At 36.5% G+C, this 14,007-nt stretch carries 9 protein-coding genes; 8 read left to right on the top strand and 1 reads right to left on the bottom strand.

Annotation, left to right across the window (positions count from 1 at the left end; all coding sequences use genetic code 11):
* The first annotated feature begins 27 nt into the window (after window positions 1–27).
* Window positions 28–3,351, top strand: coding sequence for a DEAD/DEAH box helicase (locus ACESSZ_RS03455; protein WP_008687870.1), 3,324 nt, complete (start codon window positions 28–30; stop codon window positions 3,349–3,351).
* Window positions 3,352–3,408: 57 nt separating this feature from the next.
* Window positions 3,409–4,278, top strand: a complete 870-nt coding sequence (locus ACESSZ_RS03460) for an acyltransferase family protein (RefSeq protein ID WP_499842686.1) — start codon at window positions 3,409–3,411, stop codon at window positions 4,276–4,278.
* 276 nt (window positions 4,279–4,554) lie between these two features.
* On the opposite strand, the gene gdhA is transcribed toward ACESSZ_RS03460, so the two are convergent.
* Window positions 4,555–5,886, bottom strand: a complete 1,332-nt coding sequence (gene gdhA / locus ACESSZ_RS03465) for an NADP-specific glutamate dehydrogenase (RefSeq protein WP_008687874.1) — start codon at window positions 5,884–5,886, stop codon at window positions 4,555–4,557.
* 182 nt (window positions 5,887–6,068) lie between these two features.
* Here gdhA and ACESSZ_RS03470 point away from each other — a divergent pair, with 182 nt between their 5' ends.
* From ACESSZ_RS03470 to ACESSZ_RS03495, 6 genes are all read left to right on the top strand, one after another.
* The gene (locus ACESSZ_RS03470) at window positions 6,069–6,293 is read left to right on the top strand and encodes a FeoA family protein (RefSeq protein WP_008687876.1); all 225 of its coding nucleotides are present in this window, start codon (window positions 6,069–6,071) and stop codon (window positions 6,291–6,293) included.
* Entirely contained in the window at window positions 6,293–8,404 is a 2,112-nt protein-coding gene (feoB, locus tag ACESSZ_RS03475) for a ferrous iron transport protein B (protein WP_008687879.1), read from the top strand. The genes ACESSZ_RS03470 and feoB overlap by 1 nt, the downstream gene beginning before the upstream one ends.
* 216 nt (window positions 8,405–8,620) lie before the next feature.
* The gene (locus ACESSZ_RS03480) at window positions 8,621–9,244 is read left to right on the top strand and encodes a cysteine hydrolase family protein (protein ID WP_008687881.1); all 624 of its coding nucleotides are present in this window, start codon (window positions 8,621–8,623) and stop codon (window positions 9,242–9,244) included.
* Between the two features lie 5 nt (window positions 9,245–9,249).
* A complete protein-coding gene (locus tag ACESSZ_RS03485; protein ID WP_008687882.1) occupies window positions 9,250–10,740 on the top strand; it encodes a nicotinate phosphoribosyltransferase in 1,491 nt (496 codons plus the stop codon).
* Complete coding sequence (locus tag ACESSZ_RS03490) at window positions 10,721–11,395, top strand: DUF2238 domain-containing protein (RefSeq protein ID WP_008687883.1); 675 nt, start codon at window positions 10,721–10,723, stop codon at window positions 11,393–11,395. The genes ACESSZ_RS03485 and ACESSZ_RS03490 overlap by 20 nt, the downstream gene beginning before the upstream one ends.
* A gap of 177 nt (window positions 11,396–11,572) precedes the next feature.
* Window positions 11,573–14,007: leucine-rich repeat protein (locus tag ACESSZ_RS03495; protein ID WP_499842687.1), on the top strand; the 2,435-nt coding region annotated here is incomplete at its 3' end.

The raw sequence follows: 14,007 nt of genomic DNA on the forward strand, positions 1-14,007 counted from the left end.
CCTACAAGAAGCGCATGGAGGGTATATATGCAGATAACGAAAGAGGAAATAAAACGTGTCGTTAGTAATGTACAAAATTATACTTTGGCAAAGAAATATCTGAAGGCTGCTGATATAGAAAGCATGGTCGTTTTATGTGATGCATCCGGACAATATCATGTGGACGCCCATATAAATCAGGATGTTTATAGTAATCATATTACCATTACCATAGATGAAAATTATCATGTGACGGCATATGAATGTAGTTGCCCTTTTTGTACGCAAGAAAGTGGCTGTGCTCACGTTGGTGAAGTGTTGATGATCATCTCTATTATGGAGCCATGTATGTTCCCTTATCATTTTCAAAGACAGAAATTCTTACTTCGTTATCAGGAATATCAGCAAACCAGAAATAATGAAGAAGAGCAAAAACAGCAAAATAGCCTATTACAGCGATATGAAGAACGTAAGGCAAGACGGTTGCGTGAATACGAGGAATATCGGCGTCAATTAGAACTTGAACAGCGTAAGCGTCTTATGGAGAAAGCGCATGAATGGCTGGATGAGCAGTGGCATAAGGATCAACAGTTTCCTATTCTGCAAGGACATCAGGATATCCATTTATATGTGCAGTTAGAGAATATAGATAGTGAATATGGAAGCCATTTAAGGGATTGCTATATTTCATTAAAAATTGGCAAAGGCCGTAAACGCATGTACATCGTTAAGAGAATACAGGAATTTCTGGAAGCTATCGCTCATGAAGAATATATCAGTTATGGAAAAGAGCTAGCTTTTACTCATACGATGGAGCAATTTGATGTAATATCACAAGAGCTTATTCAACTATTAAAGGAGAATATGTCCGATCATCTTTATTATTATTCAGGACGTGAAATGCGGATACAAGAAGAAAAACTGGATGCTTTTTATGACAAGATGCTGGATATACCAAGGGAGTATCGTGATTTTAATCTTGTGGAAGAAAAAGGAAAGATGTGCATTGAAATACTTCCTAAGGATGAGGATTATCAGATTGTTCTGTTAAGCCCCAAACGCAATATGATCTTGGGGAAAGAGCATGTGTATAAAATTAAGGAAAAGACGCTGATTCGTAAAACGATGAATCATTACAGCGTTTCTTTATTAAAACAACTACTAGAAGAAGATTTTTGGATTGGTAAAAACGATATTCGTCGTTTTCAAGGCCATATCATAAAACAGTGTAAAGGCTATCTTACGGTGAAGAATAAAGAATGTCTGCCTGTTTATATGGAAGAAGACTATATACAGCTATTTGCGGATATGGATGAGCAAGGATTAATTAGTATCCGCATCAAAGCACACATGCCTGATGGTACCATAGTGAATGGCTTTGATGATACGGTGAAGGAGCAACTCTTGCATGTACAGTTGGTATGTGAATGCGTACAGGCATATGCACAAACGATTGATTATGATGGACATGTTGCTTATCTAAGCCAACAGCAGGATACAACATTAGTCTTTCTACAGGAAGGCTTACCATACTTAAGCCGTTATTGTGATATCTTTGTATCCGATGCGTTAAAGAGCATCAATGAACCTATGGCCATGCATGTAAGTGTTGGCATTGGCATGTCAAATGATCTTTTACAGATTGATATTGCCAGTGTTGATGTTACAGCGGATGAGTTATATGATATTTTAAGGGCATATCGAAAGAGACGGAAATATTATCGTCTGATGGATGGACGCTTATTATCTTTAGAAGGAAAAGAGCTAGAAGAAACCAATGCTTTATTAGATGATTTAGCAATTGATTTAAAAGATATTAAAAAAGGCAGTGTACAAATGCCAGCATATCGCAGCTTTCATATGGAAGATGTTTTACAGCAAGATCATGATGTCGATATTACAGCGAAGCAAAGCTATGTAGATTATCTTTCACAATATCACAAAAAGGATATCAAGCTAGCGGACATTGCTTCTCGTTATGAACATGTGCTGCGTGATTATCAAAAAGAAGGTGTGAAATGGATGCAGACATTGCACCATTATCATTTCGGTGGTATTTTAGCAGATGATATGGGCTTAGGAAAAACTTTGCAGGTCATTGCTTTATTAGAAACAATGAAGCAAGAAGGACAGGTTTCCTTGATTGTTACTCCAAGCTCTTTGGTGTTAAATTGGGAAGATGAATTGCAGAAATTTCAGGCGGATTTGCGTGTACAATGCATTATGGGAAATGCCAAAGAGAGATGCATGCAAATAGCATCTTTCTCACAATATGATGTATTGATAACATCTTATGATTATTTAAAACGTGATATTACACAGTATGAAACCATTCATTTTTACTATCTTGTATTAGATGAAGCACAGTTCATTAAGAATCAAAAGACGAAAAATGCGGAATGTGTGAAACAGCTTAAAGCTGTGCATCGCTTGGCATTGAGTGGTACTCCGATTGAAAATACATTAGCTGAATTATGGAGCATTTTTGATTTTTTAATGCCGGGATATTTGTTTAATTATCATTATTTTCAAACACATTTCGAAAAGAATATTGTACAAAATCATGATGAGCAAACACAAATGAAACTGAAAAAGATGGTGGAACCGTTTATTTTAAGACGTACCAAAAGCAAGGTCTTAAAAGAGTTACCAGATAAAATTGAACATACGCTCATGATTCCATTTGAAGATACTGAAAAGAAACTATATTTGGCAAATTTATCTCAGGTCAATCAAGCATTAAGCAAACATCTGCAGATGGAACGTCCGGATAAATTTGCGATTCTTGCCATGTTAACGCGACTTCGTCAGATTTGTTGTGAACCGCGTATCCTATATGAGAACATCACTACTGCAAGTAGTAAATTACTATATTGTTTGGATTTGTTAGAAACTTTACGGGAAAATCATCAAAGAGTCTTGTTGTTTTCATCATTTACATCTGTATTAGATATCTTGGAAGAGGAACTTATCAAGCGTCGTTTTTCTTATTTGAAGCTGACAGGCAACAATACAAAACAACAGCGCCGCGATATGGTACAGCAGTTTCAAAATGGTTTGACAGATGTTTTCCTAATATCTTTAAAGGCCGGGGGAACCGGATTGAATTTGACAGCAGCAAGTGCTGTTATACATTTTGATCCATGGTGGAATGTGTCTGCGCAAAATCAAGCAACTGATCGTGCGTATCGCATCGGTCAGAATCAGAATGTACAGGTTTACAAGCTGATTATGAAAGATAGTATTGAAGAAAAAATACAAACATTGCAGAAGATGAAGAAAGATTTATCAGATCATTTTGTAGAAGAAAATGAAGGCAGTATTTATCATATGTCTTATGATGAAATTGTTTCCCTTTTTGATATGGAATAAGCCATTCCAAATAAGAAACATGCTCGTATCCTGTAGAGCAGAAAGGACATTTTGTTTATGAAAAAAACCATGGAAAGATTATCGAATTTTGAAATTTTAAGAATCATCAGCATGTTGTTGATCATATGTCATCATTTTGCGTTGTATAGTGGTTTTCGGTATCCTTCATCCACGATAACAATGAATAGCGTCTTCATTCAATTTTTATCATATGGGGGTCAGCTTGGCGTTAACTTATTCGTATTGATCAGTGGTTATTTTTTGGTAAAGAATGAATTCAAAGTAAAAAAAGCGGTGAAGCTGTGGATGGATATTTCTATATATGCGATTATCATCATGCTTATATTTGCTATTGCCGGTACCGATTTCAACTTCTTTGAAGTCGTAAAGAATATCTTTCCGATACCTTATAACATGTGGTGGTTTGCGACATCTTATTTCATGATGTATTTGCTATCCGGATATATCAATAAACTAATTTATGCTTTATCTAAAAGGGAATTGGATCATCTCATCTTATTGTTAATCGTCATATGTTCGATTCTGCCTACGTTTATGGCAGCACGTATGACATCTACCCTTATGTGGTTTTTTCTGTTATATATCATCGCTGCCCGAATACGTTTATATGCATTGACAAATAAAGTTTTTGATCACAGTTTAATGATTGGGGCAATAGGATATGTTTTCTGTTTAGGATCTTGTGTACTATTTGATATCATTGGTACAAAAATTGCTATTTTTAGTGATTATGCTACTTATTTTGCAAGAATAGATTCCATTACGATGTTGTTTTGTTCAATCTTCTTATTTATAGGATTCAAAAATTTAAATATTAAGCATTCTAAGATGATAAATACGATTGCCGCAACAACCTTCGGTGTTTATTTACTTCATGAAAATGAATATATTCGACCATTCTTATAGAAAACGGTATTTCATAGTGCGGAACATGCGAACGATAGTCGTTTAATTTTATATGCGATAGGGGCAATCCTAGCTACGTTTGCGCTATGTTCTTTCATTAGTTATATATATAATAAAACAATCGGGCGATGGATAAATGCCCTATTAACCAAAGCAAAATAGGTAATCATAAATTTAAGCATCCATTTGAAAAAAGTCTTATACATAAGCTCAAAAAAAATCCCCGCACTGCCAACTAGCGAAGGGCAAGTGTAGGGGATTTTTTAGAATAGGTGATTAAACGATACCTTGTTCAATCATAGAATCCGCAACTTTAATGAAACCAGCAATATTTGCGCCAACCATAAAATTATCAGGAGCGTCATATTCTTTTGCTGTTTCACTCACTGTCTTATAAATGTTTTCCATAATATCTTTTAATCTAGCATCCACTTCTTCTGCTGTCCAAGAAAGGCGCAAAGAATTCTGTGACATTTCTAATGCAGAAGTGGCAACACCACCGGCATTGCTTGCTTTACCTGGAGCAAACAGGATGTGATTTTGCATCAGTACATCAATCGCATCTGGCGTTGTTGGCATATTAGCACCTTCGCATACGGCGATAACACCATTTTTGATTAATGTTTCAGCATCTTCTTTGTTTAATTCATTTTGCGTAGCACATGGGAGTGCGATGTCGCAAGGGGTATTCCAAATACGACCATCCTTATGGAAAACAGAACCTTTCACGCTTTTTGCATATTCAGAAATGCGTCCGCGGCGAACTTCTTTGATTTCTTTCATAACATCTAAATTGATGCCGTTTTCATCAATGATGTAGCCACTGGAGTCACTCATAGCGATGACCTTGGCACCTAGCATCGTTGCTTTTTCCGCTGCATAAATAGCTACATTTCCACTACCGCTGATAACAACTTTTTTTCCTTTAAAGGAGTTACCTTTATCTTGCAGCATAGCTTCTGTAAAATAGCAAAGGCCATAACCGGTAGCCTCTGTTCTTACTAAAGAACCGCCCCATTTCAAACCTTTACCGGTCAAGACTCCGCAAAACTCATTGCGGATGCGTTTATATTGTCCAAACATATATCCAATTTCACGTGCTCCAACACCAATATCGCCAGCTGGAACATCTGTGTTAGGACCGATATATTTGCATAATTCAGTCATGAAACTTTGACAAAAGCGCATAACTTCAGCATCACTTTTTCCTTTTGGATCAAAATCACTTCCGCCTTTGCCTCCGCCGATAGGCAGTCCAGTCAAAGAATTTTTGAAAATTTGTTCAAATCCTAAGAATTTGATGATTGATATATTTACGCTTGGATGAAAACGAAGACCACCTTTGTATGGTCCGATAGCGGAGTTAAACTCAATGCGATAACCGCGATTCACTTGTAGTTTTCCCTGATCGTCTACCCAAGGCACACGGAAGATGATTTGACGTTCTGGCTCAACGATGCGCTCAAATACACCTTTTTCTATATATTCCGGATGTTTCTCTGCAACCTTTTCCAGAGAAAGTAATACTTCGTCAACAGCCTGAATGAATTCCACATCATTTGGGTTGCGTTTGATGACAGCTTCTTTAATGTAATCTAATTTAGCCATAGTATTCCTCCTTTTAGCCTGCCTATATTATATACGCAAAAAGAAAAAATGAAAATAAAAAATTTAATTTTTTCATATTTTTGAAAATATATTCATTTCTTATGAAAAATAGAACCATATAATTTCGTGTTATTCCGACGCATTTTGAAACCTGCATCGCTTACGATGATAGCGGTGATAAGATGAAAGCAAGTGAAATGCGGGAAGGGCAGCGTGCTATAATTCAGCATATTGAAATGTCAAAGACAGATAAAAAACGTTTATTCTATTTAGGCATCTATGAAGGAGGCGTCCTTACGATGCTGCAAAAAGCGCCCATGAAGGATCCTATATTATATTTTGCACAAGGCAATCAATTGATTCTAAGAAAAAAAGATGCTCAAAACATTCAGGTGGAGGTGATTTGATGAAACAGTATCAAGTGGCCTTTGTAGGCAATCCAAACGTTGGGAAAAGTGCCTGGATCAATGCGTTAAGTAATGCGCATTTCCAAGTGGGGAATTGGCCAGGTGTTACCGTTGAAAAGAAAGAAGCCATCGTCACATGGGGAGATGCTCAATATCATTTTATTGATCTTCCCGGCTGTTACAGTTTAGAAACAATAGGGAATGAAGAACGTATAACCACACAGTTCCTAAAAGAAGCACACGTAGATATCATCGTAAATGTGCTTGATGCAACCAACCTGTCTAGAAATTTATTACTCACTTTGTCATTGCGTGAATTGCAGCTGCCCATGCTTTTATTGTTTAATTTTATGGATGAAGTAGAAAAACAACATATTCACATCGATATGAATGCATTACAGCGACGCCTTCAAATACCAATATTGCCTTACAGTGCTTTAGATAAAAAACATTATGGAGAAGTAAAAAAGGCAATCATCCAAATGACGAAACAAAAGGTCTGTTATTATCCATTGTTAGAAAAACAAGAATTACAGGCATACATACAGTTGTTTGAGCGTATCGAAAAGGCAGTTCCTAAAGATAGCGTTTATGAAGAAGATGAATTGCATCGACTTTGTATGCGTTTTATCCATAAGGATGCTGCAACATGGCGGCAATTAAAAAACTGGGGGATACAAGAGATAGAATTACAAGCGTTTGCACAAAGGTTGGATGATAAAACGATGCAGCAACACCGCTATGAGATCATTCATTCCTTTATGAAGTATGTAAAACAAGATGAACATCAACGCTATGCAATATCACGGCGCATTGATCGTATGATTTTGCATCCATATCTTGGTATGCCAATCTTTTTGGCTATTTTTACAATAGTATTGTTATTTGTTTTTCAAGCCAGTGCCCCATGGACGACTTTTATTGATTATCTGATTCATGACATTTTATACAAATATCTGGCAGTTGGAATAAGTTTTTTACCAATAGCAGTGCAAAAACTGCTTCTGGATGGTATTCTTGCCGGTGTTGGCGGAGTACTGGTTTTTCTTCCTTTAATGGCTTTTCTCTACATGGTCTTATCGATCCTAGAGGAAAGCGGTTATATGTCACGCATTGCTTTTCTATTAGATCGAGCTATGCGAAGTTTTCATTTAAGTGGGAAAAGCTTTGTGTCCTTATTGTTAGGCTTTGGTTGTAATGTACCGGCAATCTATTCTACCCGCACCTTAGATAATGAAAAACAGAAAAAAATGTGTGCTTTATTAATCCCTTTTATGTCATGTGGAGCGCGTTTACCTATTTATGTTTTATTCGCTGCGGCATTCTTTCCCCACAAAGCCGGATTGATGATTGTTACCATGTATGCATTAGGTGTCTTTTTGGCCCTTATCTTAGCCTTTGTCTATTCACGATTTATGGCGTTTAAAGAAGATGCTATCTTTATTTTAGAGCTGCCTCCTTACCGTCTTCCTAAACTACGCATGGTCTTTGCCAAAGTAGTCTTGGAAGTAAAAGGTTATATCAAAAAAGCCACTGGGATAGTTTTATGGGCCATGGTTATTTTATGGGGTCTATCTTATTTCCCTAATGGACAGGTATCAACTAGTTATTTAGCAACTATATCGCAGAAGGTAGCGCCTCTTTTTGAGCCATTAGGCTTTGGCAATCGTTGGGAATGTGTGGCAGCATTGCCTGGAGGTATCATTGCGAAAGAAACAATTGTCGGCTACTTTGAAACGCTTTCCCATCCATTGAAAGAGGAACAAACACAACAATCCTTACAGCCGCTGGAAGATATGGCGGCAATTGGTAAACATGCCCAAACGGCATTAACGGATAGTATTTTTGCCTTCATCCGACCACAAATTCGTCTGAAGCCGGATAACGATGCCCAGGTATCTATGATACAATCCTTATGGTCAGATGAACATGCGAATCTTAGAGCTTTTTGTTTTATGGTTTACGTCTTATTAAGCATTCCTTGTATTATGACCTTGCAAGCGATGTTTCATGAATATGGATGGAAACTGATGAGCATATCGATTGGCAGTATGTTATTAATACCATATCTAGTTTCCTTACTTATCTTTCAGATCTTTTCTTTATTTTAATACTAATACAAAGGAAAGCTGTGCAGGAGTATAAGAAATCAGGAATTTCCTGATTTTTTCTTATTTGATGAAGGATGATTGTTATTCACAGTAATTGTCCTTCCTTATGATGTATAAAACCGTAAAACAAATAGCAATTCCTTGATTTTTGTTTCCTATTTTGAAAAAAAAGACTATAATGATAAAGAATAAATTTTTTAAAGGAGAATCTTTCTTATGGCAAGAGTTAGTGAAACTTTTTTGAATTCGTATCAAGCAATGCAGATGGACAAGCTTCAAAAACCAATCATTTTTGTTGTGGATATGATTAATGGATTTGTAAAAGAAGGCGCATTACATGATGAAGCAATTCATGATATCACTGCGAATATCCAACATTTGCTTCAAGATAAAGCGTGTCGGTGTATCTTTATCGCAGATGCCCATCCGCCAAAGACAAGAGAATTTAATGCTTATCCAAGCCATTGTGTCATTGGTACAAGTGAAAGTGAAATCATTGAGGAATTACAACCTCATGTAGATGAAGTAATGCATAAAAACAGCACAAATACCTTTACATGTCCAGACTTTCAAGCATTTTTGGAAAAACGTATTCAGAATTATCAGGATATTGTCATCACCGGTTGTTGTACCGATATTTGTATCCTACAATTTGCGCTGTGTTTGAATGCCTGGTTAAATGAACATAATTATGATGATATGCGTATTATTATTCCTATTGATTGTATTGATACTTTTCATATCGAAAATGTTCATGAGTGTGTTACGCATAATGAATATAGTATCCGCAATATGGAGAGTAATGGAATCTTAATGGTTTCAAGGATAGAAAGAGGGTAAGCTGTATGAAAAGTCTAGATTATAAGTTTGATTTTCGAGATGAACGTAACTTGAGTTTGGTCATGGATTTTTATGAATTGACAATGAGCCAATGCTATTTTAATTCAGAAGCGCGTGAGCGTATCGTAACCTTTGATTTGTTTTATCGTAAGAATCCGGATAACGGTGGATATGCTGTATTTGCCGGCTTAGAAGAAATCATCGGCTATATTCAAAATCTTCATTTTGAAGATGAAGATATTGCCTATTTGCGTTCCTTACATAAATTTTCAGATGCCTTTTTAGATTATTTGCGTCATTTTATCTTTACGGGTGATATTTATGCCATCAAAGAAGGAACACCAGTCTTCCCCTATGAACCATTAATTCGTGTAAGAGCAAAAATTATTGAAGCACAGCTGTTGGAAACAGCAATGCTTTTATGTGTGAATCATCAAACCTTAATTGCGACAAAAGCACGAAGAATTGTCAAAGCTGCAAAGGGAAGAGCAATCATGGAATTTGGTGCACGCCGTGCCCATAATTTTGATGCAGCCAATTATGGAGCAAGAGCTGCTTATATCGGTGGTGTAGCAGGTACGGCAACAACATATGCCGGTCAAAAATTTGGTATGCCTGTCTTAGGTACAATGGCACATTCTTTTGTTCAATCTTTTGATAATGAATATGATGCATTCTTAGCTTATGCAAAAACATATCCGGATAGCTGTACCGTTTTGCTAGATACCTATGATACTTTAAAAAGCGGTCTGCCGAATGCGATTCGCGTCGCTAAGGAATATTTGGAACCTAATGGCTATCGTATGCAGGGTGTGCGCATTGATTCTGGAGATATGGCATATTTGTCTAAGAAGATTCGTAAAGCTTTGGATGCGGCGGGAATGGAAGACTGCAACATCGTTGTGTCCAATTCATTGGATGAGTATTTGATACAATCCTTGATTTCGCAAGGGGCCCAAATCAATAGTATGGGTGTTGGCGAAAATCTTGTGTGCAGTAAATCCACGCCAGTGTTCGGCGGTGTTTATAAAATGAGTGCGGTTTATGAAGATGAGAAAATGATTCCTAAAATCAAAGTCAGTGAAAATGTCGAAAAAGTAACGAATCCGGCATTTAAGGATTTATACCGGATATATGATAAAGAGACGATGAAAGCTATTGGTGATATCATGACGGTTCATGGAGAAGTGCTTGATCCTAATCAGGATTTGACTATTTATCATCAGATGAACAGTTGGAAAAATAAAACGATTCCAGCTGGAACCTATATCATAAAAGATTTATTAGAGCCAATTTTCATAAATGGTGAGCTTGTATATGATGTGCCGGAATTATCCGCAATACGTGATTACAGCGAAGCAGAATTCTCACATATGTGGGATGAAATTCTGCGCTTTGAATATCCACAGACATACTATGTGGATCTGTCGAAAAAGCTCTTAGATCTAAAACTTAAAATGTTGGAGGATGTTAAGCATGTCAATGCCAATAAATAAACGCGAACGTTTTTTGAAACGTCTGCTTTATGGTTGTGCTGCTGTTTATATCATCACGTTGTTTCTTGCCCTTTATCATAATTTTATGGTCAAAGATTATAATGCGCTAGGCATGGGGTTTGTAGCAATGCTGACACCGTTGATCGTTCCTGTCCTATTTAAGGTGTTGCATTTTCAACCGGTATATGAGATCTATATCATATCGACTGTTTTCACCTATTTTGCGTCATTGATCGGCAGCAGTTTCCATTGGTATTCTTTGACAGGATTTGATAAGGTTCTGCATTTTTCCAGTGGTTGGATGTTTACAACAGTAGCCGTTATTCTGTTTTTCTTCATTCGGAAAAGTAATACCTTTCCTGAAAAAAAAGATTTCACTTTATTTTTAGTGTTTATTAATGCTGTGAATATCGCGATTGGAGAAATATGGGAGTTTTATGAATATGCGATGTTGATCTTCTTTGACAACGATTGCATCAATCATTATACACAAGGTGTACATGATACGATTACCGATGTTATGTGCGCTACCGTTGGCGGTATCTTATTAACCTTATTGATTGTTAGGTATTATAAGAGTGGGAAAAGTAATTTCTTTACGAATGTGTATGAGAAATTCTATGAACGTAATATCAAACCAAGAATGAAGGCGTAAAGCCTTTTTTTTCTTCATTAAGCGATATGCATCTACGGCTTGGATGTTGCAAATATTTTTGGTTATTTTCTTGTTTTTTTGGTTATATTCATGAAATTCATAGGATTATTGCTATGAAACACTTGCGTCTGTATATGTTTCGCGTTACTATGAATGTAGGGAAATGAGAGAATAGTTATGAAATTAAAAAAGATAATTGTAGTATTGCTAGCATGTATGTTAGGAATGGCAATGGGAGAACAACCGTTTTTCCAAATGAAAGCGAAGGAAAATGGAAATATCTCGTTTGCTGAACAAGAATTGCAAAAGACTTCGCAGACGAATCCAATAAACAAAGAGGCATCGAAAGGTTATCAACTAGCAAGACCAGCCAGCAAGGTCAAAGCGTTAAAAAGTGTCAGTGCTTCTACAGACAGTAAGACTTATACACTGACAGCAAATATTCATGCAGTATTACAGGGGGATACTCTGACAATCAGTGGAACTGGTGAAATTCCTGATTATGATAAGAGTACGGCACCATGGGGCGATTATGATTATGATATTAAGAAGGTCATTATAAATAAAGGGATTACCAGTATTGGACAGCAAGCATTTCGCTATCTATATGCATTAGAAAGCGTAAGTCTGCCAGCAGGGCTTACGAGCATTAAAGATTCCGCCTTTTACAGATGTCGCCGATTACAAAAAGTAAGCGGTGGAGAATCTTTAAAAAGCATTGGTGAAGGAGCTTTTGTGTTATGTAGCGATCTTACTTCTTTTACCTTTCCAGAAGGACTGACAACAATCGAGTCTTTCGCTTTTCAGGATACAGCATTAAGCACTGTTACATTGCCTGCATCATTGAAAACCTGTAAAGAACTAGCATTTATGCGAAGTGTATCAACATTTAATGTAGCTGCAGGAAATCCAGTGTATAGTAGTAAAGATGGAGTGTTGTATAACAAAGATAAGACAGAATTAGTTGCTTATCCAGCAAATAAAACATCAGCTTCTTTTACGATACCATCCAGTGTGACAACAATAGCATCTTATGCCTTTAGTGATGTTGAAGAATTACAAGCTATATACATCCCTTCATCAGTTAAAACAATGAAGGATTGGGTATTTGTACGCTCAGGCATTACTTCTTTGACGTTACCATCCTCTTTGAAAGAGTTAGGTTATGGTGTTGCGGAAGATTGCCAAAATCTGACTACAGCAACGATTCATGCTTCTTTGGATACTTTACCTTATCTTTCATTTTCAGAATGCAAAAAATTAAACAGTGTAGTGTTTGATGGGAAAATAACGACCATTTTTGCAAGAGCTTTCTATCGTTGTGATAGTTTAAGCAATATTGTATTCCCTAATAGTCTTAAACAAATTAATGTGTATGCCTTCTATGGTTGTAAAAAATTAACTTCTTTAAAATTCCCAAGTTCATTGGAATATATTGAAGCAGGAGCCTTTGAAGCAGCCGGTGTGGATTTAGCGAAAGTGGTACCATCTACTTTATCTAAGATGAGCGATGGTAGTTATATTCAAATAGAAAATTTAAAAATTAAAGGAACTTCCATGTACACGGAAGCGAAAAAAGTGCTTGATCTAGTTAATAAGGAACGTCGGGCAAATGGCAGAGCTGATTTGATTATGGATGAAACATTGTTTGAAGCAGCCCAGCAAAGAGCAGCTGAGCTTGCCGTATATTATAGTCATACGCGTCCTTCCGGTTTAAGCTGTTATAGTGTTTCATCATTGATCGATGGTGAAAATATAGCAGCGGCTCAATCTAATGCAAACAGTGTAATGAATGATTGGAATCATTCACTTGGGCATCATTCTAATATCATAAATGGAAGTTTTCAGTCCATCGGTATTGGATGCTTTTATCATGATGGAGTACATTATTGGGTGCAAGTTTTCTCAAGAAGTAAAGGTACCAACAAAACGACATACGCATCTGACGCTTTAAAAACTTATCAGATACAGGCAAAATACAATTCTCAGAACTATTCTATCAGCAGCACGAGTAAAACAATAAAACCAAATGCTTCAACTACCTTAAGTGTATACGGTCAAAACAATGGATGGAGTTTAGTAAGATATGAAGTAGAACAAAGTGTAATTCAATGGTCCAGTGGTGATAGCTCAATTGCAAACATCCGTAATGGCGTAGTTACTGGTGTTAAAGGAGGCAGTACAAAAGTATATGCACTTTGCCCAAATGGGAAGAAACTTACTGTGAATATCACCGTACAGCCCAATACTTATAAAATCACATACTATCTAAATGGCGGTACACAACAGGGAAATCCTTCTACTTATAATAATACTAGCAATACCATAACCTTAAAAAATCCCACACGAAAAGGCTATACGTTTAAGGGATGGTACAGTGATAGTAAGTATAAATACAGAGTAACGTCTATCAAGAAAGGCAGTACCGGAAATAAAACACTGTATGCAAAATGGAGCAAAAACACCTATAAACTTAGCTATCAACTGAATGGTGGGAAAAATGGTAAGAATCCATCCTCTTATACGGTAACCAGCAATACGATTACCTTAAAAAGTCCTACACGAAAAGGCTATACGTTTAAAGGATGGTACAGTGACAGTAAATATAAATA

This window comes from Eubacterium sp. 3_1_31, from assembly GCF_964249515.1.
Taxonomy (GTDB): domain Bacteria; phylum Bacillota_I; class Bacilli_A; order Erysipelotrichales; family Erysipelotrichaceae; genus Longicatena; species Longicatena caecimuris.